The 26,638-nt window shown below is 40.4% G+C and carries 24 protein-coding genes; 23 read left to right on the forward strand and 1 reads right to left on the reverse strand.

The window, feature by feature from the left end:
• Nucleotides 1–395: 395 nt before the first annotated feature.
• Complete coding sequence (locus MKZ26_RS00640) at nt 396–920, reverse strand: gamma carbonic anhydrase family protein (protein ID WP_340763812.1); 525 nt, start codon at nt 918–920, stop codon at nt 396–398.
• An 87-nt stretch (nt 921–1,007) separates the two neighbouring features.
• Here MKZ26_RS00640 and MKZ26_RS00645 point away from each other — a divergent pair, with 87 nt between their 5' ends.
• The 23 genes from MKZ26_RS00645 (at nt 1,008) to MKZ26_RS00755 (ending at nt 26,611) form a co-directional block, all read left to right on the forward strand.
• Nucleotides 1,008–1,976 carry an NAD(P)H-dependent flavin oxidoreductase gene (locus MKZ26_RS00645; protein ID WP_340763814.1) on the forward strand — a complete coding sequence of 323 codons (969 nt, stop codon included), beginning with the start codon at nt 1,008–1,010 and terminating at the stop codon, nt 1,974–1,976.
• Between the two features lie 30 nt (nt 1,977–2,006).
• Nucleotides 2,007–2,402, forward strand: coding sequence for a thioesterase family protein (locus MKZ26_RS00650; protein WP_340763815.1), 396 nt, complete (start codon nt 2,007–2,009; stop codon nt 2,400–2,402).
• Nucleotides 2,403–2,446: 44 nt separating this feature from the next.
• On the forward strand, nt 2,447–3,592 hold the full coding sequence (locus MKZ26_RS00655) for a Leu/Phe/Val dehydrogenase (RefSeq protein WP_187047916.1): 1,146 nt from the start codon (nt 2,447–2,449) through the stop codon (nt 3,590–3,592).
• Nucleotides 3,593–3,607: 15 nt separating this feature from the next.
• Complete coding sequence (gene pdhA / locus MKZ26_RS00660) at nt 3,608–4,663, forward strand: pyruvate dehydrogenase (acetyl-transferring) E1 component subunit alpha (protein ID WP_340763816.1); 1,056 nt, start codon at nt 3,608–3,610, stop codon at nt 4,661–4,663.
• Between the two features lie 3 nt (nt 4,664–4,666).
• Nucleotides 4,667–5,683 carry an alpha-ketoacid dehydrogenase subunit beta gene (locus tag MKZ26_RS00665; RefSeq protein WP_340763818.1) on the forward strand — a complete coding sequence of 339 codons (1,017 nt, stop codon included), beginning with the start codon at nt 4,667–4,669 and terminating at the stop codon, nt 5,681–5,683.
• 12 nt (nt 5,684–5,695) lie between these two features.
• Nucleotides 5,696–6,916: a dihydrolipoamide acetyltransferase family protein gene (locus tag MKZ26_RS00670; RefSeq protein WP_340763819.1), complete on the forward strand. Its 1,221-nt coding sequence runs from the start codon at nt 5,696–5,698 to the stop codon at nt 6,914–6,916.
• Between the two features lies 1 nt (nt 6,917).
• Nucleotides 6,918–8,357 (forward strand): dihydrolipoyl dehydrogenase family protein, encoded by a 1,440-nt coding sequence (locus MKZ26_RS00675; protein ID WP_340763821.1) that lies wholly within the window; start codon nt 6,918–6,920, stop codon nt 8,355–8,357.
• Between the two features lie 154 nt (nt 8,358–8,511).
• A complete protein-coding gene (locus MKZ26_RS00680) occupies nt 8,512–9,495 on the forward strand; it encodes an ABC transporter substrate-binding protein (protein WP_340763823.1) in 984 nt (327 codons plus the stop codon).
• Between the two features lie 18 nt (nt 9,496–9,513).
• Nucleotides 9,514–10,563 carry an ABC transporter permease gene (locus MKZ26_RS00685; protein ID WP_340763826.1) on the forward strand — a complete coding sequence of 350 codons (1,050 nt, stop codon included), beginning with the start codon at nt 9,514–9,516 and terminating at the stop codon, nt 10,561–10,563.
• Nucleotides 10,541–11,338 carry an ABC transporter ATP-binding protein gene (locus MKZ26_RS00690; RefSeq protein ID WP_067210581.1) on the forward strand — a complete coding sequence of 266 codons (798 nt, stop codon included), beginning with the start codon at nt 10,541–10,543 and terminating at the stop codon, nt 11,336–11,338. The genes MKZ26_RS00685 and MKZ26_RS00690 overlap by 23 nt, the downstream gene beginning before the upstream one ends.
• A gap of 39 nt (nt 11,339–11,377) precedes the next feature.
• Nucleotides 11,378–12,169 (forward strand): fumarylacetoacetate hydrolase family protein, encoded by a 792-nt coding sequence (locus tag MKZ26_RS00695; protein WP_340763829.1) that lies wholly within the window; start codon nt 11,378–11,380, stop codon nt 12,167–12,169.
• Entirely contained in the window at nt 12,166–12,924 is a 759-nt protein-coding gene (locus MKZ26_RS00700) for a fumarylacetoacetate hydrolase family protein (protein WP_340763831.1), read from the forward strand. Before MKZ26_RS00695 ends, MKZ26_RS00700 begins: the two co-directional genes overlap by 4 nt.
• A 260-nt stretch (nt 12,925–13,184) precedes the next feature.
• Nucleotides 13,185–13,574 (forward strand): 5-carboxymethyl-2-hydroxymuconate Delta-isomerase, encoded by a 390-nt coding sequence (locus MKZ26_RS00705; protein WP_340763833.1) that lies wholly within the window; start codon nt 13,185–13,187, stop codon nt 13,572–13,574.
• Between the two features lie 548 nt (nt 13,575–14,122).
• Complete coding sequence (gene hpaB, locus MKZ26_RS00710) at nt 14,123–15,607, forward strand: 4-hydroxyphenylacetate 3-monooxygenase, oxygenase component (protein ID WP_340763835.1); 1,485 nt, start codon at nt 14,123–14,125, stop codon at nt 15,605–15,607.
• A gap of 115 nt (nt 15,608–15,722) precedes the next feature.
• The gene (locus MKZ26_RS00715) at nt 15,723–16,214 is read left to right on the forward strand and encodes a flavin reductase family protein (RefSeq protein ID WP_340763836.1); all 492 of its coding nucleotides are present in this window, start codon (nt 15,723–15,725) and stop codon (nt 16,212–16,214) included.
• 115 nt (nt 16,215–16,329) lie between these two features.
• Nucleotides 16,330–17,253 carry a 2,4-dihydroxyhept-2-ene-1,7-dioic acid aldolase gene (gene hpaI, locus MKZ26_RS00720; protein WP_340763838.1) on the forward strand — a complete coding sequence of 308 codons (924 nt, stop codon included), beginning with the start codon at nt 16,330–16,332 and terminating at the stop codon, nt 17,251–17,253.
• Nucleotides 17,254–17,451: 198 nt separating this feature from the next.
• On the forward strand, nt 17,452–18,963 hold the full coding sequence (gene hpaE, locus MKZ26_RS00725; RefSeq protein ID WP_340763840.1) for a 5-carboxymethyl-2-hydroxymuconate semialdehyde dehydrogenase: 1,512 nt from the start codon (nt 17,452–17,454) through the stop codon (nt 18,961–18,963).
• A gap of 20 nt (nt 18,964–18,983) precedes the next feature.
• The gene (gene hpaD / locus MKZ26_RS00730; RefSeq protein WP_338656243.1) at nt 18,984–19,967 is read left to right on the forward strand and encodes a 3,4-dihydroxyphenylacetate 2,3-dioxygenase; all 984 of its coding nucleotides are present in this window, start codon (nt 18,984–18,986) and stop codon (nt 19,965–19,967) included.
• A 324-nt stretch (nt 19,968–20,291) separates the two neighbouring features.
• Complete coding sequence (locus MKZ26_RS00735) at nt 20,292–21,278, forward strand: ABC transporter substrate-binding protein (RefSeq protein ID WP_340763843.1); 987 nt, start codon at nt 20,292–20,294, stop codon at nt 21,276–21,278.
• Between the two features lie 788 nt (nt 21,279–22,066).
• Nucleotides 22,067–22,192 carry a hypothetical protein gene (locus MKZ26_RS00740; protein WP_340763845.1) on the forward strand — a complete coding sequence of 42 codons (126 nt, stop codon included), beginning with the start codon at nt 22,067–22,069 and terminating at the stop codon, nt 22,190–22,192.
• 103 nt (nt 22,193–22,295) lie between these two features.
• The gene (locus MKZ26_RS00745; protein WP_067210563.1) at nt 22,296–23,633 is read left to right on the forward strand and encodes a gluconate:H+ symporter; all 1,338 of its coding nucleotides are present in this window, start codon (nt 22,296–22,298) and stop codon (nt 23,631–23,633) included.
• Nucleotides 23,634–23,798: 165 nt separating this feature from the next.
• The gene (locus MKZ26_RS00750; RefSeq protein ID WP_338656250.1) at nt 23,799–24,590 is read left to right on the forward strand and encodes a VLRF1 family aeRF1-type release factor; all 792 of its coding nucleotides are present in this window, start codon (nt 23,799–23,801) and stop codon (nt 24,588–24,590) included.
• 200 nt (nt 24,591–24,790) lie between these two features.
• Complete coding sequence (locus MKZ26_RS00755; protein ID WP_340763847.1) at nt 24,791–26,611, forward strand: LysM peptidoglycan-binding domain-containing protein; 1,821 nt, start codon at nt 24,791–24,793, stop codon at nt 26,609–26,611.
• The last annotated feature ends 27 nt before the right edge of the window (nt 26,612–26,638 follow it).

Genomic DNA, 26,638 nt, shown 5'->3' on the forward strand with positions numbered 1-26,638 from the left:
TAAACAGTCTGTCATCATTGGCGAAAAATATGTCAAGGATGGTACATTTCATTGGTTGTAATCAAGTAAGGAACGCATTGTACAAAGTGCTAGAGTGCCCGAAATTGTATCTTCGGGCACTTACAACAGTTATAAAAAGTCATCTAATCTTTTTTTCTAAAGCAAATGCATTTTTCACTTTGTAGGGACGCGACAGACAACTATTCGCAATAGGATTACCAGAAATTGTGTGGCTAGGAACGACGAAGTCATTCCTAGCCACACTTGCCCATGGGTAAATATGTTGTTATGAATATTTCGCCGAAAGCGGACCGAAAATAATCCAGTGAAAATGGGGGTGTTCAAGCCCTTCTCATTAGTGTTTTACGCAAGTAAATGGTTGATTAACAGAAGTGTTATTGTTCTTCTTTTTTAAAAATCTCCCGATAGTCATAGCCTTTTTGAACATATGAATCGATCGATAATTGAATGATTTCGAAGTCTTTGTCGTTCAATTCCCTTACTACTTTACCTAGAGAACCGACAACCAATGAACGAGGGGGGATTTTCTTGCCTGGTGGGATTAATGTGTTGGCGCCAATAATACATTCTTCACCAATTTCTGCGTGGTCCAGAATTGTAGAACCCATTCCAATAATCGATCGCTTTCCAACTTTGCAGCCATGCAGGATAACGTTATGCCCAACGGTAACTTCATCTTCTATAACGACTGGAGCATCTTCATATAAGTGAATTGTTGAATTATCCTGGATACTGCATTTATTACCGATTGTAATCGGCCCTTCATCTCCCCGCAAGACCGTGTTAAACCAAATAGTAGATTCTGCCCCAACTTGAACATCTCCAATTATTTTTGCACCCGGAGCGACGAAAACTGAAGGATCAAGAACAGGACTTTTTCCTTTAAATGTGATTAACAAAACTATTCCCCCTCAAATTAGTTTACTAATCTTAATTATCTTTTAACTCTTCTTAGCATAACATAATTGCACAGGGGTGGACGAAAAATGATATACGTTTGTAAAGTGCTTCAAATCACTCTTCCAATTATACAAGGTGGAATGGGGAATATCAGTAACGCAAAACTGACAGCGGCTGTTTCAGAGGCAGGGGGACTCGGCACAATTGGATGCGGAACAATGACTCCGGATGAAGTAGAAAAAATAATAGTTGAAACGAAAAAACTGACAAACAAGAGTTTCGCAATCAACATCGCAATCAGTATTTCACCATACGTAACAGAGCTGATTAATCTTGTCATTAAACATAATATATCAGTTGTTTCGCTATCAGCAGGAAATCCAGCACCTTATATTCCCCTACTACATGAACAAGGCGTGACAGTCATTGCGCTTGTAGCCTCAGTAAAACACGCACTTAAAGCTGAGGAAGCGGGGGCAGATATTCTCGTGGCAGAAGGGTTTGAAGCAGCTGGCGTCAACTCTAACCTGGAACTGACGACATTTACGCTACTACCGCAAATAGTGAAGAATGTAAACGTGCCGGTAATTGCTGCGGGGGGAATCGGTGATGGTAAAGGTTTGGCAGCTGCGCTGACATTAGGGGCGAGTGGTGTGCAAATGGGTACCCGTTTAATAGCGACAATGGAAGCTCCATTTCATGACACGTACAAGCACAACCTTGTGAATGCAAGTGATACCGAAACGTTACTTATTGGACGTAGTGTAGGGCGGCTGAGGCGGATATTAAAAACGCCTTATGCAATGAAGCTATATTGCTTAGAAAAAGCGGGAATGTCATTGGAACAATATAGTGAAATGACGTCGGAACAACAACATGTCTTGGGTGCGATCGACGGCGATATGGAAAATGGTTTTGTCAATAGCGGCCAGATTGCAGGATTAATTGAAAACATCCCGACTGTGAAGGATCTACTTGATAGCATGATGGAAGAAGCAGAAAATCAACTGAATAAATCGATAGAAGAAATTAAGGACATAAGAAAAAATGAGTAATTTAAACTATAACTTAAGTAGGGATAGCGGATGAAGAGTGGGCTAAACATTGGTAGAGAAGAGACGATCGAAATAATTGTGACAGAGGATATGTTTGCTTCTTTTGAGGGGAAAGTTGTACATCCCGTCTATTCAACAGTAGCAATGACATATCATATGGAGTGGGTTTCTCGAAAAATTATTCTTCCATTTTTGGAAGAGCATGAAGAGGGAATGGGTGCATCAGTCCAACTAAAGCATCTTGCTGCGTCTCCACTTGGCTCTAGAGTTACCTTGACAGCCAATTTAATTGAGTTTCGTGACAATAGGGTTGTGACAAAAGTCACTGCAGAAAATCATCTAGGGCTTATCGGAAAAGGTGAAGTGATCCAAGTTATATTGTTAAAGGAAAAAATTGCGGAAAAGCTGAATGAAGCTTCATCCTGAAAAAAGAGGTTTTCATGACCAATCTTAAAGGGGAGAATCGAGTAATGCTAGCTGAAAGAACGTCAATGACAAAGGAATTTGAACTCTTCGATCGAATGAGTGAGCATGAGCAAGTCGTTTTTTGTAATGACTCTTCAACAGGTTTGCGTGCGATTATTGCAATTCATGACACAACGCTTGGACCAGCGCTCGGCGGATGTCGCATGCAACCTTATAGCAGTGTGGAAGAAGCATTAGAAGATGTTCTTCGCCTTTCAAAAGGAATGACCTATAAATGTGCGGCAGCCGATGTCGATTTCGGGGGTGGGAAAGCAGTTATTATCGGTGATCCGAAAACAGATAAATCACCGGAATTATTTCGTGCGTTCGGTCAATTTGTGAATTCACTGGGCGGCCGTTTTTATACGGGAACGGATATGGGAACGACGATGGATGATTTCGTTCACGCAATGAAAGAAACCAATTTCGTCAATGGTCTCCCTGAGGTATATGGGGGTGGCGGAGACTCATCAATTCCAACAGCTGCAGGTGTTTTGTACGGTATAAAAGCGACCAATCAGATGCTCTATGGAAATGACGATTTAGGCCAACATATATACGCGATTCAAGGTCTTGGAAAAGTTGGATTCAAAGTTGCAAGTGGATTGCTTGAAGCAGGAGCTCGCATTTTCGTAACGGATATTAATGAAGAGAGTCTGCGGGCAATTGAAGAAGTTGCAACAAAAACTACTGGTAACGTACAAATTGTTGCAAATGAAGCTATTTATTCGCAGGAAGCGGATATATTTGTTCCGTGTGCATTTGGTGGAATTATTAACGACGCTACAATTCCTCAGTTTAAAGTAAGAGCGATTGTAGGTTCGGCTAATAATCAGTTATTAGATGATAGACACGGTAAATTATTACGAGATAAAGGGATATTATATGCACCGGATTATATCGTCAATTCTGGTGGGCTTATTCAAGTAGCAGATGAATTGTACGGCATTAACCATGAGCGGGTACTTGTGAAAACGAAACATATATACGATGCAATTTTGGAAGTTTATGAGGAAGCTGCGAATAGTGGAAAAACAACAGAGGAATCCGCTAATGCAATGTGCGAGAAAAGAATAGCGGATCGAGGAAGAAGGAATAGCTTTTACTCAGCACCAGCTAAACCAAAGCGGTCGTTTCGCAATCATTCCTGATTGGAGGCAAGTTAAGTGGAACATAACTATCCTATAAAAAGAATAGTAGATAATAAAGGCTTTCTTGTTGATACAAGCTTTGAAAAGCAGATAGATGAGCAATTGGTTAAAAATTTGTACTATCACATGTTACGAGTTCGTACATTTGATAGAAAAGCAATTAATTTGCAACGACAGGGACGTCTAGGTACTTATGCGCCTTTTGAAGGACAGGAAGCTGCTCAAGTTGGTAGCGCACTCGCACTAAATGCCGACGACTGGGTGTTCCCGACGTATCGTGATCATGGTGCGACGATAACGTTCGGGAAAAGTATGGCCAGAACATTTTTGTATTGGAATGGGAGAGTAGAAGGTTGTGTAGCTCCAGCGGATAGAAATATATTCCCGCCAGCTGTTCCAATTGCGACTCAACTCCCCCATGCCGCAGGAGCTGCATGGGCTGAAAAGAGAAGAGGAACACAAAATGTTGCAATTGCCTATTTCGGCGACGGTGCTACCTCGGAAGGGGATTTTCATGAAGGATTGAATTTTGCAAGCGTATTCAAAGTACCAGTCGTCTTTTTCAATCAAAATAATGGGTATGCGATTTCGGTTCCGATTGAAAAACAGATGAATTCTGCAACAATCGCACAAAAATCAGTTGCCTATGGTATGCCAGGGTATCGAATTGATGGTAATGATTGTTTTGCAGTTTATTTTGAAACGAAAAAGGCCTTTGACTATGCCCGGTGTGGAAATGGCCCGACATTAATAGAAGCGGTTACTTGGCGAAAAGGGGCCCATACGACTGCTGATGATCCGTCTAAATATCGTCCTGAAAAACAAGGAGAGAATTTTGTTGACCCTCTTATCCGATTAGAATTATTCATGAAGAATTACGGCTACTGGAATGATGAGTGGATCCAAGCGACTAAAGAAGAAACGACTAGTGAAGTTGAAGCAGCAGTAGAAGAAATGGAAAAGTTTCCGCCGCCGAATGTAGCTGACGTTTTCGATCATGTATACGCTGAAATGCCAGCACAACTCGCTGAACAAAAAGAAGCGTACCTTGCACATTTAGGGAGGCAATAGTTGATGACACAACTGAAAGAGTCGGATCCAAAAAACGAAACGACAAAACAAATGACACTAATCCAAGCGATTAATGATGGCATGCGTTTGATGCTAGACGAGGATGATCGAACCATCATACTCGGTGAAGATATCGGTAAAAACGGTGGAGTGTTCCGTGCGACAGAAGGACTTCAGGAGCAGTTTGGGGATGACCGGGTAGTCGATACTCCGCTTTCAGAGGCAGGAATTATTGGCACATCAATAGGTCTTGCAGTAAACGGTTTTCGACCGGTTGCAGAAATCCAATTCCTTGGTTTTATCTATCCTGCGTACGAACAGATTATGACACATGTTTCAAGGATTAGAATGCGGTCGATGTCTCGTTTTACTGTGCCTATAGTCATTCGAGCACCATACGGGGCAGGAATTCGTGCGCCCGAAATACATTCTGATAGTACAGAAATTTTATTCACACATATGCCTGGCATCAAGGTAGTCTGTCCGTCTAATCCATACGATGCTAAAGGGTTATTGATTGCGGCGATGGAAGATCCTGACCCTGTTCTAGTTTTGGAGCCTATGAAAAACTACCGTTCGAAGAGAGAAGAAGTACCTGTTGGAAAGTATACTGTGGAAATTGGTAAAGGGAAGATCGTGCGTGAAGGTTCGGATGTCACACTTATTGCTTGGGGAGCTATGATTTCAATCGCAGAAAAAGCAGCCGAAATGGCCGGGAAAAAGGGGATTAGTTGCGAAATTATCGATCTGCGAACATTGTATCCAATCGATCGGGACATCATTACTCAATCTGTGCAGAAGACAACGAGAGCGGTCATCATTCATGAGGCGCATAATACCGGAGGGCTCGGCAATGATATTGTTTCGATTATAAACGATACCGCTTTCCTTTATCTACGAGCTCCAATTGAACGCGTGACGGGATTCGACGTACCGGTTCCATTCTTTACATTAGAAGAACATTATCTTCCAACTACGGCACGTGTCGTTGAAGGAATAGAAAAAGTGCTTCATTTTTAAGGAGGAAATGGAATGCTCGAAGTAAAGTTACATGATGTCGGGGAAGGAATGACCGAAGGGGAAGTGCTCCATTATTTAGTCAAAGTTGGGGATTCGGTTATGACAGATCAACCGCTTGTTGAGGTACAAACAGACAAAATGGTCGCTGAACTTACTTCACCCTGCTCAGGTATCGTGAAAGAAATACGTATTGAAGCAGGGGAAACCGTTCAGGTCGGAACAAGTCTACTTTATATTGAAATTGATGAAGCTGTTCGAGCTGTACAAAAATCATACGTAGAAACGAAGTCAATTGCTGAGGAGCAAGCAATCCCGACAATTAAACTAGAAGAGAAATCCCCTCATATGCCTTTTAATCGAATACTAGCTGCACCATACACACGCAAGATTGCTCGGGATAACAACATAAATATTGAAGATGTCCATGCTAGTGATCCCTCTGGAAGAATAAGCGAAGAAGATGTTTTACGATTCTTAAAAGGACAACAAACCGACACGGAACGAAAGAAGGATAGTAAGCATGCAGAGGTCGGTCATGGGATTCCTGATGAAATTCCTTTTAGAGGAATCCGAAGAAAAATCGCAGAAAAAATGACGAAATCACTCTTTACAATTCCGCATGTTACTCATTTTGACGAGGTCAATATGACGAACTTATTTAAAATGAGAGAGCAATTGAAAGCTGATGGTGAATCAGTTAGTGTATCAGCATTTCTTATAAAGGCACTCGTTATTTCGTTGAAGGATTTCCCGATATTCAATGCTGAACTTGATGAAGAAAATAGCCGGATACTACTCAAGAAAAACTATCATATCGGTATCGCAACAAATACCGATAGCGGTCTAATTGTTCCTGTTTTACATGATGTTGATAAACAATCCATCAAAGAGATTAATGCAAATGTCAGAAGTTTGACAGCAAAAGCAATCGCGGGCAAATTGCAACCGTTTGAAACGAAAAACAGCACATTTACGGTGAGTAACGTTGGGCCTCTGGGTGGTATGGGTGCCACACCAATTATCAACTACCCTGAAACAGCTCTTATTGCTTTCCACAAAACGAAAAAACAACCGATTGTCAATGAGCATGATGAAATTGTTATCGGTCATATCATGACACTGTCAATGGCGTTTGACCATCGTGTCGCTGATGGTGCGACAGCCATTGCATTCACGAATCGTTTTGCAAGCCTAATTGAACAGCCTCACAAGCTGATGATGGAGATGATTTAAAATGGTTGTTGGAGAAATCAGTCAGGAAAGAAATCTCATTATCATAGGAGGGGGACCGGGCGGCTACTCTGCTGCTATACGTGGTGCACAGCTTGGTCTCTCAGTGACGCTAATTGAACAGGCAGAATTGGGTGGTGTTTGTTTGAATGAAGGATGTATCCCATCTAAAATATTTACACATGCAGCAGCTATGCGCTCAGATATAGCCCATTTGCAAGAACTTGGAATTGGGAATATGGAAAAGCTAGTTGATATTAAAAAGCTGGTTACCTATAAAGACAAAGTTATCAAACAGCTCAGGTCTGGCGTAGAGAGTCTATGTAATGAAAACAAAATTGAAATAATCCGTGGCAAAGTTACTTTCCTCGCAGTAGACAAAATCGGTGTAGAAAATGGCCATCAATTCGACATTTTTGAATTTGAGCAAGTCATTATCGCAACAGGAAGTTCCCCAACTATGCCACCAACAATTCAAGAAAAAGGGGAAAGGATTTTATTGCCTCATGAACTATTTAAACTGGAAGAGATACCTAAGCATCTTATTGTTAGAGGTCAAGATACCATTGCACTCGAAGCAGCTTCAAGTTTTACAGCATTAGGAGCGCAAGTAAGTATTGTAATTGACGATCAAGCAGGTTTTCCATTTGACGAATCTATTAATAAGGAATTAAATCGTTTATTTAAAAAGCGAAAAATGAAAGTCTATAAAGAACTTGAACTCATATCAACACATGAAACGGAAGACGGAATTACGCTAACATTTCAAACGGATAAAAACGTAGAAGAGACAATTAGGGGATCATATCTATTCGTTTCTGGAACTAGGAGACCCAATTTGGAGGCTCTCGGCATAAGCCGCTTCGGAATTGTACAAACAGCCGAGGGTTTCATAAAAGTAGATGGAAATATGCAATCATCGATACCTTCTATATATGCAATTGGTGATGTAACAGAAGGTCCCCTATCGGCTGTGAAAGCAATTAAACAAGGAAAAGCTGCCGTAGCATCAATTGCAGGAGAACAAACTGAAGTCAATCTGACATTTATGCCGGTTGTGGCACATACAATTCCACCAATCGTTTCTGTAGGGCTTACAGAACAAAGTGCGCGCGATTTTGGATTGGCTATTCGTGTCAGTCAATTTGCACTTGGTGGCAATGGCTATGCAACAATTACTGGTAAAAAGGATGGGTTTATTAAAGTTATTTCTGATGCAACAACTGAAATCATTCAAGGCATTCACATGATTGGTGAAGGGGCCGTTGAAATGTCAGGTTCGTTTGTGCAGTTGCTTGAAATGGCTGCGAAAGAAGAAGATATTAAATTCCCGCACTATGCACATCCAGGGTTCAATGAAGGACTACTTGAAGCGGTTGAGGGGCTAATCGGACAAGCGATTCATGCTGCGCCGATAAAAAGAAAAGACATGTTGACGATCTAACGCATCTAAAAAGGAGTAAAGGAAATAAAAATCTCATTCAACCCGTTTTGGCGCTTAGTTCATCAATTCAACTAGGCAAACCAAACGCATCCCACACTGATTCCTAGGATTCAAATAAATAGTAAATATACTAGCATAAAAAGGGGGCATTGTAATGAAGAACGGTTCGAAAAAAATGTTGGCTATTATTTTCAGCGCAGTATTACTACTTGCAGCATGTGGGAATAGCGGGGAAGTTAAGGATAAGAAAACTTCTTCGAAGAAATATAAAATAGGTGTCAGTCAAATTGTTGAACATCCCTCCCTCAATGCAGCTTATGACGGCTTTAAAAAGGCTTTAGAAGATGCAGGGATTGATGTGGAATATGATGTTCAAATTGCTCAAGGCGATAACAGTGTAAACACAACGATAGCGACAAATCTTGTCAGCGCAGATGTCGATCTAATATTCGCGAACTCAACTCCTAGTGCTCAGGCAGCTGCTAGCGCTACAACGGAAATTCCAATCATTTTCACATCGGTAACAGATGCGGTTGGGGCGGAACTCGTTGACTCAATGGAAAGCCCTGGAGGCAACGTTACAGGAACAATTGATGCGCATCCTGATGCAATTACCAATACAATGAAGTTCCTTAAAGAAGAATTGGGAGCAAAAAATGTTGGAATGGTGTTTAACTCTGGAGAGCAAAACTCTCGTGCTCAAGTAGATGCAGTTAAAGAAATGCTGAAAGATATGGATATGACTGTTGTCGAAGCGTCTGTTGCTACATCCGCAGATGTGAAACAAGCGACTGAATCCTTGCTTGGCAAAGTAGATTCTATGTACATCATCACAGATAACACGGTTGTTTCGGCGCTTGAATCTGTAATTTCAGTCGCCAATGACAATAAAATTCCGATGATGGTTGGCGAATTCGACTCTGTAAAACGAGGCGGCTTAGCAGCATATGGATTTGAATACTTTGACATCGGTTATGAAGCAGGACAAATGGCTGTGAAAATCTTAAAAGGTGAAAGTAAACCAGCTGACTTACCAGTTCAAATTCCACAAAAGTTGAAATTGATTATGAATAAAGACACCGCATCTACTCTAGGACTCGACATTAAAGACGAATGGAAAGCTGAATTTAGTGAATAGATAGGAGGGTGATTCTACATGTTTTCAGCTGTATTTGGCTCTGTAGAGCAAGGAATCATCTATGCAATTATGGCACTTGGCGTGTATATTTCATTCCGAGTTTTGGATTTTCCAGATTTAACGGTTGACGGAAGTTTTGTTACAGGAGCTGGAGTTGCCGCCACGATGATTATCTTCGGATATCACCCGGTGGCGGCTACAGTAGTAGCCATTGTTATCGGTTTTCTTGCAGGATGTGTAACCGGCCTTCTGCACACAAAAGGGAAAATCAATGCACTTCTATCTGGAATATTAATGATGATTGCCTTGTATTCCATAAATTTACGCATAATGGGACTGACATCTGAGAATTCGATTGGTCGTCCGAATATCCCATTGCTAAATGCCGAAACTTTGTTTGTTCAGTTCAAAACATTTTGGAGCCCTTTAGGTATCGACACAGCGATTAGTAATTTTTTTAGCATGCTAGGATTCCAACACTTGCCTTCAACCTGGGGTACATTGTTCATCATGATTATTATCGTTTTGCTAATCAAATTTGTCGTCGATTGGTTTTTGAAAACCGAAGTCGGGCTTGCGATAAGGGCTACTGGTGATAATAAGAAAATGATTCGTAGTTTATCAGCCAATACAGACACACTCGTTATTGTAGGTCTTGGCTTTTCAAATGCACTCGTTGCCTTTTCGGGAGCATTGATTGCTCAGTATTCAAAGTTTGCTGACATCGGAATGGGAATCGGAATGATTATCATCGGGCTAGCTTCCGTTATTATTGGTGAAGCAATTTTCGGTACGAAAACGATTATGCGAACGACGTTTGCTGTAATTGCAGGAGCCATTATTTATAGAATTGTACTTGGACTTGCACTTAGAGTGGACTTTCTCGATACGGGTGATATGAAATTAATTACAGCAGTTATTGTAATTGGTGCGTTGATATTACCGCAGTTCTTTGAAAAAAAGCGAGAAAAAAGCAGGAAAGCTAAACGCCATGCTGAGAGGCTAGTAGAGCATGAACAGTTGCTGATGAGGGAGGGAAATCCCGTTGCTAAAGCTCAGTCAGATTAATAAATTATTTAATGAAGCAACACCTGATGAAAAAGTAGCTTTGGATCAAATTAATCTAACATTAAATCCAGGAGATTTTATGACTGTGATTGGAAGCAACGGTGCCGGTAAATCGACGATGTTAAATATGATTTCAGGTGCTCTTTCTCCTGATTTTGGTGTTATTGAAATTGCTTCTAATGATGTGACAAAAATGCCTGAATACAAGCGCTCACAAATGATTGGAAGGGTATTTCAAGATCCAATGGCGGGGACAGCTCCTACAATGACGATTGAGGAAAACCTCGCAATGGCCTATTCACGAAACAAAAAACGTGTATTAAAAAAGGCTGTTGATAAGAAACGGCGTGAATTATTCCGCGTATCTCTTGAAGCCCTTCATTTAAACCTTGAAAACCGATTGAATGCAAAAGTAGGAATGCTTTCTGGTGGGGAGAGGCAAGCACTTTCACTGTTGATGGCTACCTTTACACAACCATCTATTTTGCTACTTGATGAACACACTGCTGCACTAGATCCAGCACGAGCCGAATTAATTACAAAATTAACAAAGCAACTTGTTGAAAAAGATCAGCTCACAACGCTGATGATCACTCATAATATGCAGCAAGCACTCGACCTAGGGAACAGGCTTATTATGATGGATAAAGGGCAAATCATTTTGGAAATAGAGGCAGATGAGAAGAGGAAATTAACCATTCCTAAACTGATGGATGAATTCCAACGCATTCGCGGTGAAAAGTTAACGAGCGATAAAGCATTGTTATCAGTATAGTAATTTGTTTTCTTTGTTTGTTGCAAAGGAGTGGAATGGATGAGTAGAGCAAGGATTAAAGTGTTTGGGGCAAATGAATTAGTTTCAGTGGATGTGAATATAGTTACGAGTACAATCACGATAGAGGACTGCGTGGTAAGTGCTAATGAAATACAACTCGACATCCCGATAACAGGAACGGTTTTTGGTACACTGCTGAACTATAAAGGGGCACTTAAAAGACTTGGTGATGCTGTAAATGACAAACCATATAGTGCACCACCAATTGCCCCAGTTCTTTATATTAAACCGGCAAATACTTTCAACCGTTACGGTGCAGAAATCCCTATGCCAGCTGGGCTTTCAAGGCTGGAAATGGGTGCGGCACTCGGATTGGTCATAGGAAAGCAAGCCGTTGCTGTGGATGAAGAAAATGCGCTGGCTTATGTGGCGGGCTATACGATTATCAATGATGTCAGCGTGCCACATGATAGCGTATACCGTCCAGCTGTCCGGCACAAAGCACGTGATGGGTTTTGTCCTATCGGGCCATGGATTATCGACCGTCAAGAAGTGGATACCCCAGATGATTTAACTATCCGCGTATTCATCAATGATAAACTCCAGCAGGAAAATTCAACATCAAATTTGATTCGTTCGGTCTCTCGGTTACTCGCCGATGTAACCGAGTTCATGACGTTGAATCGAGGAGATGTGCTACTCGTAGGGGTCCCCGAAGAAGCACCGCAAGCCAAGATAGGCGATAAAGTTCGAATCGAAATAGCGGGTATTGGCAGTTTAGAAAATTTTATAGTTGACGAAAAAGAATCAAAATGGAGGGGGACGATATGAAAAAAGCACGAATAGCATATGGGGGTGCCATCCATGAAGCAATTGAATGGGAAGGGCAACTCAAATTAAATGATGGTCGACTAGTAGAAGAGAGCAAAGTAACTTGGCTTACGCCGATAGAGCCACGTACGGTATTTGCGTTAGGCCTTAACTATGCGGATCATGCAGCAGAACTTGCATTTGCCGCTCCATCTGAACCACTTGTCTTTTTAAAAGGACCGAATACATTTATCGGGCACCAAGCATATACTCGTCGTCCCTCAGACGTTACTTATATGCACTATGAGTGTGAATTGGCCGTCATCATCGGTGATACAGCTCGAAACGTCAAAAAAGAAGACGCCTATAACTATGTTAAAGGCTATAGTGTCGCTAATGATTATGCGATTAGAGATTATTTGGAAAATTATTACCGTCCCAACTTGCGCGTGAAGAATCGTGATACTGGGACACCATTCGGGCCGTGGATTGTTGAGGCGGCAGATGTTGCGGACCCAATGAATTTAAAATTGACGACGCATGTCAATAACAAACTCGTTCAAGAAGGAACTACAGCGGATATGATCTTCGATATTCCCACACTTATTGAATACTTAAGTAGTTTCATGACATTGAGTGAAAATGACGTCATTCTTACAGGAACCCCTAAAGGTTCTGTCAATACTGCCGTCGGAGATGTTGTCGTCACGGAAGTTGAGGGAATCGGACGGTTAGTAAATACCATTATCGGAGATGAATCTTTTATCCCGCATTAACGGGCAGTAAGACCCCCACTTCAAGTCTTCAAGGACATAAGAAGAATAAGTGGGGGATCAACTTCCCGTAAAAGCCCGAATGGTTAAGGTCAACGAGGAGGAATTGCAGTTCATTCCTCCCTGTTGGTTACTTAGGCTTTGCCACAGGACGTGGCGCACTTAGCCTAAGTTCTTTAAACAATCAGTTGGGGATGAAGAAAACCCCCTCTGATTGAAGATTAACTTTATCAATCGATAGTAAAAGGAGGAGAAGAATCTGCTTGCCACATTTTATTGTAGAGTACACGGACAATATTAAAGATGAAGCGAATATTGCAAAGCTATTTGAAGAGATTCATAAAGTCTTGATTGCACGAGATACGATTTTTCCGATAGGGGGAATCCGCTCAAGAGCGATTGAATTAAAGGAGTATCGGGTGGCAGATGGTGTTAAGGATGACGCTTTTGTCCATGCCAAGTTAAAAATAGGGGCTGGACGCTCAGAAGAAATAATAAAAGAAGTTTGTGATGCGCTATTTGAAGTCATGAAAGAACATTTCTCGCAAGTAATGTCCAAACGCTATTTAGCATTGTCAATGGAAGTAATCGAATTTAGTGAAGCGGGTACTTATAAACAAAATAATATTCATGCGAGATTTAAAAAGAAGTAAAAAATGACTATATAGTCGGCACTTAACAAATAGATTTTTTCTAACACCGCTTTGTCGCTTGGTGATGGCCTCACGCAATAAGCCCGCCAGAAGATTACTGTCGGTCTTACTGCTCCGGCTCACACTTGTCGCTCCTTCGCTAGATTTGCTCGTTATACGGGGGAGCTATACTACCTAGTTAATTCTAAATAAGTAGTGCCAAATATATATATGGACTGCACATCTGAATTATTTATGTCCTTACGCTCTTTGAGATTGTTTGGTGTGGCCTTTTCTACTCAGTGTGCAGTGTCAGTAACTGGAACAATACATTTTTCTTCATTGTACTAGTAATTTCCTTACCTGTGTAAATTTAGCGTAGGCGCCTTAAAGGGGTAGCCGAAGCCCTAAGACTGGCAGCGAAGCTGCTTGGCTTAGGGCGAGAGGCATCCCCAAGCGCCGCAGCGGATTCAACGAAAATTCTTTATTTCAATACAGTATAGAATGAACTGAAAATGTCGCTTGTCATATTGAAATTTCACTTTATCCAAAAATAAGGAGGAAATAGAATGGGCGCACGAACGGGGAAAGAATATATTAAAGGTATTAAAGAACGGAACACGGAAGTATGGATACATGGTGAGAAAGTAAACGACGTTACCATACATCCAGCATTTAAAAATGTGGTGGAGAGCGTTGCAGGTCTTTATGATTTACAACATGAGAAGCCTGAAAAAATGCTTTATACATCACCGACATCTGGGAAAAAAGTTGGGCTTTCTTTTATCGCTCCTAAAACGAAAGAAGATTTGTTCAAAAGACGTGAAATGCATACGGAGTGGGCAACTTTTTCCGGCGGCATGATGGGACGTTCCCCAGACTACCTGAACACTAGCATTATGGCATTCGGTACAGCCAGTCAATTCTTTGCGCAGGAAGGTGGTGGTAGTGATCAATTCGCAAAAAATGCAGCAGATTACTATGAATATGCACGTGAAAATGACATTAGTTTAACACACACATTAATTCATCCACAGGTAAACAGGTCGATGCTAACGCAAGCAGAGCAAAAAGATCCATTTCTCTCCGCACGTATTACGAAAAAGACTTCAGACGGAATTATTGTGAACGGTTGTCGTCTCTTGGCAACATTAGGCGGCATCACTGATGAACTCGTCGTATTTCCTTCCACTATAAACAGAACGCCAGGTACTACAGATGACCCCTTCGCATTTGCATTTGCGATCCCAAATAATACAAAAGGTTTAAAATTCCTATCCCGTGAATCATTCGACTATGGTAAAAGCAAATGGGATCATCCATTAGGTGCTAGGTTTGATGAGAGTGATGCAATCATTTCATTTGAAGATGTATTTGTTCCATGGGAAAGAGTTTTTGTAAGTGAAAGTACAGATATATGTAATCGTACGTATACCGAGACAAATGCGGTTATACATATGACGCATCAAGTTATTGCAAAAAATGTTGTCAAAACAGAGTTCATCCTTGGTGTTGTCATCAGTATGATGGAAGCAATCGGTATTGATAAATTCATGCATGTTAAAGAAAAAGCGAGTGAAATCATGGTTATTTTAGAAGTGATGCGTTCCCACTTATTCAAATCGGAGCACAATGCAAAAATCGATCAATACGGTAATATGACGCCGGACTTTGAACCACTTAATGCAGCACGTAATTGGTTCCCGAAAATGTATCAGCGTATGAATGAAATCATTAAAATTCTAGGCGCTTCCGGATTAATGGCGCTTCCAACTGAAGCAGACTTTAGCAATACGGATGTTGGACCGTTAGTTCATCGATACACACAAGGTGCGAATATTAACGGCGAAGAAAAAGTACAGCTATTCCGTTTAGCATGGGATATTTCTATTAGTGCGTTCGGTAACCGACAAGCTCTCTATGAATATTATTTCTTTGGAGATCCAGTGAGAATGTCGAATGCCTATTATGATGGATTTGATAAGCAACCTTATAAAGACATGGTGACAAACTTTTTAAATAAAACTAAAAAAGAAGCTGGAATAGTATTTTGAATAGAAAAACGTATGGCCGCCTAAAGCCTAGACGCTGTACGGTGTCGAATAACTTATACTTTCTTAGCTCGAAATAATTAAACAGGTGAATTGAAAGTGGAAAGGAGAATATATTATGCAGCAAGTAGATCACGAGATTGATGATCGTTTATTTAGAAATGCTATGGGCAGTTTTGCAACGGGTGTAACGGTTATTACAACGGAAGTTGCTAAAGAGGTACATGGCATGACAGCAAATGCTTTTATGTCCATATCTCTCAACCCGAAGCTAGTCGCAATTAGTATTGGAGAAAATGCAAAAATGCATCAGCATATCAAAGATGCTAATCAATTCGCGATTAACATATTATCGTCTGACCAACAAAATGTGTCAAAGCAATTTTCGGGTCAGCTTAATGGAGAATCTAAAATTACATTTGCCACCTATAAAGGATTGCCAATTCTAGAAGATGCGTTAGCCATTGTTACATGCAAATTATATAGCGAATACGTAGTAGGAGATCATACGGTTTTTATTGGTCATGTTACTGGCGTTAAACTTGAACAAAAAGAACCATTACTATTTAGTCAAGGAAAGTACCGTGAACTAAAAGAACTCGAAGAATAATGAGTGTGCCAGTTTACCTTATTCGTGGTGTGACAGAGAGTCGAGTAGGCGAGTTATACAGCTGGAATACTTTTCTTGAAACAGATATTTAATAATTTAGAAGGAGTGGATTCTTTTGATATACGATGAAGCCAAAATGAAGTTAAGAGGTTCAATTTGTCCTGTTGTTACACCATTTACTGAAAGTGGTGCGATTGATGAAGATGCATTCATCGAGCTGATTAATTGGCAAATTGACAGCGGAAGTCATGGGATTTCTGTTACAGGAACGAGTGGTGAACCGAGTTCTTTAACAATTGCTGAAAGAAAACGAGTTATGGAATTAGCAAAAGAAACAATTGCTGGACGCGTATTTTTTGCACCTGGTACAGGGTCTACTAATCATGATGAAACAATGGAGTTAACGAAATATGCAGAAGAACTAGGTGCAGATGCTGCAATGGTTATTGTGCCTTACTACAATAGACCGAACCAGGAAGCACTTTATCAGCACTTTAAAACGGTTGCTGATTCAGTTACAACGCCAATCATTATTTACAATATCCCAGGTCGATCCGCCGTCAATATGGAAGTTAGCACGATGAAACGCTTAGTTGAGGACTGTCCCAACATTATCGGTGTAAAAGAAGCAAACAAAGACTTTGAACATGTAAATCGTGTACTTCTAAATTGTGGAAGAGACTTCCTGTTATTCTCAGGAATCGAACTGCTTTGCTATCCAATGCTGGCAATTGGCGGAGCTGGATTTATTAGTGCCACAGCAAATGTTGAACCAACTAAAGTAGCCGAACTTTACAATGCTTGGGTTGCTGGAGACGTTGCGAGAGCACAAGATCTTCACTTCGAATTAATGCCATTAAATGATGCACTCTTCAAAGATACCAATCCAGCCCCCGTTAAAGTAGCACTTGGTATGATGGGGAAAATTACGCCGAAGCTTCGCTTACCTCTAGGATTACCAACAGCTGTAATCCAACAAGAAGTTCGTGAATCACTAATTGAGCTTGCTATTTTACCTAAGGAAGTTACTGCGAAATGATTAAAAAAATAATATATATGTTGAACAAATGAATGCCTATATAAACTGAGTGAAGGCGCATTACAGGGGGGCAAAGGAAGGAAGTCTAAGTTCGTGGCGTCATGTCGCAACGACTGCATGACCTGCATCCTGCAGGCCAAAGCGAATTAGATGGGATTCCTTATTTCAACATATATAAGAAGGAAATAGGTGATAAGTATGGTGTCAACCCATGGGGTAGTTTCTTATAAACATGAAACACAACAGAATATTTCACTCTATATAAATGGAGAGTTCACTCCCGCTTTAAGTGGGACGACGATCAAAAATATGAATCCGTTTACTAATGAACAAATCAATGAAGTTGCTGAAGGGCAATCTGATGATATTAATAAAGCAGTGGCAGCTGCGCGGGAAGCCTTTGATCATGGTCCATGGAAAACGATGAAGCTAAAAAAAAGAATGGCCTATATTTATCGAATTGCAGATTTGATTGACGAAGATATAGAGAGAATCGCTTACTTGGAATCACTTGATACGGGACTTCCAATTAGTCAAACTCGAAATATGGTAAGCCGTGCTTCAGAAAACTTTCGATTTTATGCACGTATGGTAGAAAGCCGTCTTGTTGGAGATGCCTATCAAGTAGATGATGAATTTATCAACTACACGATTCATGCGCCTGTAGGAGTTGCAGGATTAATCACGCCATGGAATGCCCCCTTCATGTTAGAAACATGGAAAGTTGCGCCAGCACTTGCTACTGGTAACACAGTTGTTTTAAAGCCAGCAGAACTTTCGCCACTTTCGGCAAATCTATTAGCTGAAGTGATTCATAAAGCGGATCTTCCAAAAGGTGTTTTCAACGTTGTTCATGGCTACGGCGAGACAGCGGGGGATGCGCTAGTCAAGCATCCTGATGTCCAGCTTATTTCATTTACTGGCGAAACAACGACGGGTACAACGATCATAAAAAATAGTGCGGATACACTGAAAAGTTGCTCGATGGAACTTGGTGGAAAATCACCAATTATCGTCTTTGAAGATGCTGATTTCGATCGTGCTTTAGATGCTTGTGTCTGGGGAATATACTCTTTTAACGGTGAACGATGTACGGCAAACTCACGCTTGTTTGTGCAAGAAGAGATTAAAGATAAATTTATCGAAGCTTTAAAGATACGTGTTACGAATATTAAAGTTGGTGACCCCCTCGACGCATATACGGAGGTGGGACCACTAATCGATAAAGGGCATTATAATAAGGTCAAAAGCTATTTGGAAATTGCGAAAGAAGAAGGTACCGAAGTGGTTAATGGAGACATCCCAATTGAATTAGTTAAAGGAAACTTTGTGGCACCGACACTTATACTAAATGCTGAAAATCATATGCGCGTTGCACAAGAAGAAATTTTTGGTCCAGTACTAACCGTGATGACATTTAAAGATGAAGAAGAAGTCATTAGGTTGGCAAACAGTATTGAATACGGACTTGCGGGTTATGTTTGGACGAACGATATTAAACGAGGTCACCGTGTTGCGCAAAAAGTTGAAGCAGGAATGCTTTGGGTGAATGCTCAGAACGTTCGTGACTTAAGAACACCTTTTGGAGGTTCGAAATCTTCTGGAATCGGTCGTGAAGGTGGCCATTACGGCTTCAATTTTTATACTGAACAGAAAATTATTCATGTTTCAATTGCTGATCATCGTATTCAGCAGTTCGGGAAAAAATAGTGGAAGGTATGGTGAACACGATGGATTTTTCAATCATACGGATCGCGAGAACGGTTCTTCATGTAGTAGATTTGCAGGCGTCTCGTAAGTTCTATGTTGAGGGATTAGGCATGATTGAAACAGAAAGTGATGAAAATCATATTTACTTAAGAGGTTTAGAAGAACATTCGCATCACAGTTTACTATTGAAAAAAGCAGACAAAGCCGTTGTTGAGGTACTTAGTTACAAAGTGGAAAAAGAACAGGATCTCGATGAAATTGAAAAGCTTTTCATCTCACTGGGTCTGAAAACAAAATGGGTAGCGAAAGGGGTACAACATGCAATTGGAAGAACCCTTCGAGTGCATGATATCTCAGGAATTCCATTAGAGTTTTTTGCAGAAATGACTATCGTTGACCGGATGTTGCAGCGTTATGATCTTTATCGAGGAGCGAAAATTCAAAGGATTGACCACGTAAACTGTGCAGTACCAGATGTTCAAAAAGCCTTTGATTTTTATGTTGATCACTTAGGATTCTCGTGTTCAGAGTATACGGATACTGAGGATGGGGACTTGTGGGCAGCATGGCTTTATCGAAAGCCGACTGTTCATGATCAAGCATTCATGAGCGGTCCTGGACCAAAATTGCATCATTTTGCTTACTCATTAACAGATCGACTAAGCGTGCTCGATTGTTGTGATATTTTAGCGAGTATGGGCTATGCAGATTCAATTGAACGCGGACCCGGCCGCCATGGATTATCCAACGCCTTCTTCCTCTATTTAAGAGATCCAGATGGCCACCGCATTGAACTTTATACGGGCGATTATTTAACAAGCGACCCAGATTTAAAGCCGAAACGCTGGGATTTAAATGATCCACTTCGCCAAACATTCTGGGGTCACAAAGCACCGGATTGTTGGTTTAATGAAACAAGTACGTTCATTGATATTGAAACGGGTGAAGAAATAGAGTGTCAAGAACCGTTATTAGCACAAAGACAACCAAAAATTATGGCTTAAGTACTGAACTAACCTATAGAACAATATGAAACACCTACGAAAATGTACCTGTTAACTTTTTCGTGGGTGTTTTTTTGTGTTGGAATGAACTAGCGATTACGAAACGATAAGAAAATCTCCAAATTAAATTGTAGCTTCAACCGGATCCAATTTGGACATGCTGGGAACTATCCAATGCGAAATAATCTAATGTAAGCGCTTAAATATTCATAATGTTTGGAACCTTATTGACTATCAATCACAGGCAGTGTAGCATTATGAAAAATTAACTGTTAGAATCAAATTTTTACAAAATATGCAGGTTTAATTAAAGGAGGAAAAAGAATGAAGATTTATTTGAAGAAAATGGCGGTTGTCATTTTTGGTGCTGCATTACTACTTGCGGCATGTGGAGAAGGAGAGAAAAAAGAGTCGAGTGCTAATGGGGACACAAAGAAATATAAAATAGGTGTCACACAAATTGTAGAACATCCCTCGTTGAATGCCGCTTATGATGGCTTTAAAAAGGCATTGGAAGATGCAGGGCTTGACGTAGAATATGTAGTTCAGAATGCACAAAATGACAATAGTGCTAACACAACGATTGCTACAAATCTTGTTAACTCGGGTGTAGACTTGATCTTTGCAAATTCGACACCCAGTGCACAAGCTGTAGCAAGTGCGACTCAAGAAATTCCAATCGTTTTCACATCAGTTACAGATGCTGTTGGTGCTGAATTAGTAGAGTCATTGGAAAGTCCGGGTGGTAATGTAACAGGTACTATTGATTTGCATCCTGATGTAATTCCACAAACATTGAAGTTCCAACAAGAACAATTAGGTGCGAAAAATGTAGGCATTATTTATAACGCGGGGGAGCAAAATGCACGCGTTCAAGTGGATAAGATTCATGAAGTAGTAAAAGATATGGATTTGACTATTGTTGAAGCTCCTGTTGCCACATCAGCGGATGTAAAACAAGCGGTTGACTCATTGATTGGTAAAGTCGATTCTTTGTATATCATTAAAGATAACACGGTTGTTTCGGCGCTTGAAACTGTCACTTCAGTTGCGTTCGACAATAAACTACCCATGATGGTCGGTGAACTAGACTCCGTAAAACGAGGTGGTTTAGCAGCATACGGCTTTAGTTATCATGATCTGGGTTATGAAACAGGCCAAATGGCTGTGAAGATATTAAAAGGAGAAAGCAAGCCGTCTGAATTACCCGTTCAAGTTCCGAAAAAATTAAAATTTGTTGTTAATGAAGATACTGCATCTAAAATTGGTCTTGAGATTAAAGAAGAGTGGAAAGCTGAACTTAGTGAATAGATAGTTGGTTATTTTTCATATTTTTAGTTGTTTTTTAGTTCCATGTTCAAATTTGCTTATTAGCGTATAAAATGAGGCCGATTGCATATAGTGCAATCGGTTTTATTTTGTAGAAAAAAACGGCGGATAATTTAATAACAGCAGGGTGCTTTAAGAAGTCTCACTATAATATTCCTACCTAAAAATATAGTGATTTCTTAAATTGAAAGGCCATTCTAAAATAATACTAGGCAGTATTGATCCAGTTCTAGGGAAATTCCTAATAAGTAAAAAGCGTCTCAAAGCTAGATGTTGGAAGGACAAAAGAGGGAAATCACGAAGAGGAAATAGGCTATTCAGAATTAATGATTGATTTTGAATGCGATTTCACTATATAATTAGAATACTAAATCGGTTTACTAAACCGATTTATTAAAACTACTATTAAAAAATAGGATATTTACTATCGGAAAGGGGAGTTTGTGTTGCCATATATTTATCTAGTATTTTTACGCAAGGCGAAGCTCTGATTACGTTTAATCCTTCTAGGGTGGGAGCCTTACGCTTTTCATGTCAAATTTATCACCAATTCGAATGTGTTAGTTTAAACTTTTCTCGTAGCAAAAGTATCGACATGGGCGATGTGCGTTTTGTAGAAGGTTACCCGAGAACTTTCGCTGATAAAGAAATTCGTGGGGAGGGTCCCGGTAAGATATTTTCATTTGAAAATGTTATTGAAAGCGTATACATTGAGTGGGGAATTTGAAATTAAGCAGTAAACTATCCCGAATCATAACTAAAGAGGACAAATGAAGATATCGAAATACTCGCTTCTTACTCAACTCACTGAAACTAAAGATGTTGCCACTATCCGGGAAAATGATGCAGAAGAAATTATCCAATCGACAAAAACTGCTATTGAAGGCGGCTTTTAAGCTAACCTATACAGCTCCAGATATACAATCATTGCGTAAATAGAACACGAATAATTAAAAAATATACATATTGTGGGAGAAAATAAGCTTGGGGGAAATGAATATGGAATGGATTATAAATTATTTGCCTATTATTTGGGTAGCTCTAGGAGTAGCTTTACTGCTTTATTTGAACATTGTTGTAAAACTAAACAGTGTACTTGCTCTTTTGATCGTCGCGATACTGGTAGGTATTTTAAATGGTTTAACACTAGATGCAGTTGTCCTGTCGATCAAAACAGGTTTTGGCGGCACGCTTGGAAGTTTGGCAATCATTATCGGTATGGGTGCTGTACTTGGTAAATTGATGGTTGACTCCGGGGCTGCTCAACGCGTAGCTTCTACCTTGTTAAACAAATTTGGAGTGAAAAACGTTGAGTGGGCAATATTAATTGTTGGAGCAATTTTCGGTATTTCGGTTTTTTACGAAGTTGCTTTCATCATTTTGGCTCCACTAGTAATTAGTATTGCTGTAGAAGCAAAAATTCCTTATTTACGTTTAGGGATTACTATGGTTGCCTCCGCGACAATGGCGCATAGTATATTCCCTCCACAACCGGGTCCAACTGCACTTGTTCAGGCATACGGTGCAGACATGGGTATGGTATATATATTGGGATTGGTTGTTGTCATCCCATCTGTTATTGCCGCGGGTATTATTTTACCTAGAATGCTACGTAATTTAGATCGTCCTGTGCCACCATTGTTGAAAAAGTCGAAAGAATTCACAGAAGATGAAATGCCTGGTTTTGCAATCAGTATAATTGTTCCATTGTTGCCAGCAATCATTATAACGACAGCTACTGTGATGGATCTATTTATTGAAAAAGGAACGATGTTCTACCAAATTATTAATTTCCTTGGCAGTGCCGAAATTAGTATGTTACTTGCGGTATTAGTTGCGATTTACGTATTCGGTACACGAAGAGGTCGAACAATGCCGGAAATCATGACTTCTTTTTCCGGGGCAATCGAGGGTATTGCGATGATTGTATTCATTGTTGGTGCCGGTGGTGCATTCAAACAAATCATTTTAGATACAGGAATTGGTGACTTTATCGCTGGAATGATGGAAAATACAAGTGTATCTCCGTTAATTATGGCATGGGTCATCACGGCAATGCTTCGTATTGCAACAGGGACAGGCGTTGTTTCTGCGATAACCGCTGCTGGAATCGTAGGTCCGCTTATTCATACGTTTGATGTGAATCCTGTATTAATGGTTTTAGCAACAGCCGCAGGAAGTAACACGATTACTCATGTAAATGACGCATCGTTTTGGTTGTTTAAAGAGTACTTCAACTTATCCATTAAAGACACATTCAAAACATGGGGCCTTCTTTTATTCACGAACTCGATTGTTGGTCTTGGTGTTGTATTACTACTTAGCTTATTTATTTAATGAAATGAAAAGCTGTCTTCAAAGTCCATGTGCAGAGGATTTTGAAAACAGCTTTTTCTAATCCATTATTAACTTGTAAATGTAAGTGTACTCACAATTCGTTTTAGACTAAGCACGTGAGGGTATGCTAATAGTGAATCGAAAATTAAGGAGGTTAATGTAATTATGTCATTAAGCAAAGAACTTAAAACCTTAAAAGACTTTCACTGTGATGACCGTTGTGTATTGAGTGTCTATTTAAACACTAATCCCGGTGATCCTGATCAACTAAACGGGGCATGGAGAATTCATTTGAAGAGTGGATTGAAGCGGATTGATGAATATATTAAAGCTTCCAATGATGAAAAGGAATTGAATGATTTTACTGAACTTAGAAAGAAAATTGAAAAAGAAGTCGAGGATAATAAGAATGATCTAAGCAAAGGCGTCGTGATTTTTGCATCATTAAACCCAGAATTATGGGCAGTTCACTATGTTCAAGTCCCTGTGAAAACAAGTTTCCACTGGGAAAGTCACCCAGTTACTGAAGAGATGGAATATATGTACAAAGCATATCCGGAAGCCGGGATTATCTTACCGAGCTTTGGGGAAGTCCGTATTTTAGATACTGCAATGGGAGCTGTTATTGGTGAAGCGACCTATGTATTCGACCCAAATTTGGAAGGGTGGGGTAAAAAGGGGAAAAAAGACGCTAACGAAACACTAACTGGGAGTACTCGTGACGACGCTATAGAACCACGTTTGAGGGAAAATCTTCAGCGGTTCTATAAAGGCATGGGTGAAATTGTTGGGAAGTTGAAAAAGGAACGTGGCTGGCAAGAAATACATGTGTCGGGTGAAGCTGATTTAGCGAACGCTTTCGCCGAAACATTGCGTGAAAAACCAGCAAGCTGCATTTATAAAAACTTGAATAACAGTAAACCGAGTGATGTGCTTCACCAAGTCTTTGAAAAGTAGATAAGCGAAATTAGAAAAACGAACGGCTCTTTTTTAAAAAGAGCCGTTCGTTTTTTTGTGCTTTCTACTTTGAATGAATGTCATAGTTAGAACATACCGCCCGCTAGACGAATAACCTAGGTGTGGGTAGAGCAATTGAATTCTGTTCACATTTAACGTGGGAAATTACGATGTTGTCAAAATGGAAGGATGTGTTAGCGATGCAACTTTTTTATGTAGTTAGGACTGGCGACACATTAAATAACATAGCTAAGCGGTGGGAACTTCCAGTGAAATCCCTTATTGCCGCAAATAATTTAACGCAACCATATAGAATCACTATCGGGCAACAGTTGTCAATTCCACCTGGCGTCAATAAATACCGCGTTAAGTCGGGAGATTCCGTGTACCGGATTTCTCAAATGTATGGTGTTCCTGTTTCTTTGATTGTCGAAACAAATAGGCTAAGGCCACCATATGCCTTACAGGTAGGTCAGTTACTTGAAATCCCACCTGGTGTAGCTTATTACATCGTTCAACCTCGGGACACATTGGTTCAGATTGCCAAGCGTTTCAACGTGACAACAGGTGGTCAAAGTAATCCTAAGTATTTACAGACGACCAACGAACTGCCATCCACAGCTCTAACTCCTGGAATGAAATTAAGTATTCCTTTCGCACCTACCGCTGATCGAGGATTTCTTGCTTATACATCTAATCGCGGAGGGCAGTATGATATTTGGGTGTATAATCCGCGGACCGGGAAAAATAGACAACTTACAAGTGGTTTAGGCGATGCACGCTCGCAACCAATTTGGTCGCCGGATAGCAGCCGAATCGCATTTGTTGGGAAGGATAGGATTATCTATGTTATTTATACAGCAACGGGTTTAATCGCTGGTATTGATCAGTTGGAAGAAGGGGGAGATTTCAGTCTGGATTGGTCTCCAGACAGTTCAAGTTTAGCTTATGCGACCCGAGGAATGATTATACTGTATAACGCCACGTTGCATGCAGCGAAGACGATCAGGCAACCTGGTGCATCAGAAGTGAGCTGGTTTCCGAGTGGCACGGAATTAATGTTTCAAGCTCTGGATGCATCAGGTATAAGTCAGCTATTCAGCAGTGATACAAATGGAATGGCTAAAAAGCAAATTACTAGAAATACGAACGGTCCTCTTCATGATGCGAGTCTATCACCCGATGGTAGCTTTGCTCTCTATACAACACCAGGTGCAAGTGTTTCAATTATTTACACTGTGGAGCTTGCTACAGGTGTTGTGCATGAAGTGAAAGGGGGACCAGATGGGAAAAACTATTTCCCGGAATGGTCACCTGATTCTTTACGAATCGCGTATAGTGCGACCGCATCTGATGATAGAGGCTATTTTACGCAAATAAGAACTGTGGAGCGACTTGGGAATGATGATCGGATATGGGCAATTTCGAATTGCTTTTCGACACCAGTTACTTGGTCGCCTGACGGAAGAAAAATTGCATACCTTTCTGGGTGTAAAGAGCAGGAATTTGCCAATGAGCTGTGGGTGCTTGAACTAACCCATCCTGTCCCAATTAGGCTCATTGAAGACGTGACTATCACGTCAGTGCAATGGTCGCCAACACCGATTATGGATTTGTCAAAAGCGGAATTTACGAACGAGACTTTTGACGTTAACTTTCAATATCCCGCAAGTTGGCATAGGGTAAACAATGAAAGATATGAAGGCGATGATGGCTTTTTTCAGATTTCAGCTCTTTTGGGATCCGATTCGATCGACAAGGTATGCCATGACGAAGCTTTTCAAAAACTAATGCCCTATGGCTCGACGCCTCGAATAATAAAATCACAAAACCCATATGAACAGTCATGCACTATTTTACCTTCTGCCGATCAACCAGCTGAAATGAAGGGGCAGGCAGCCTTTATCGCAAATTATCCGAGTCCAATAATGATTGATGGAATATCTTATAATTACTTTATATTATGGGCGGATAAGGAACATATTGATGGAATTTCCTCAACAGTTTTGTTTTTGCCGTAGGGTACTTCGAAAAAATAACCACTAGGG

The organism is Sporosarcina sp. FSL K6-6792 (assembly GCF_038004885.1).
In the GTDB taxonomy this organism is placed as follows: Bacteria; Bacillota; Bacilli; order Bacillales_A; family Planococcaceae; genus Sporosarcina; species Sporosarcina psychrophila.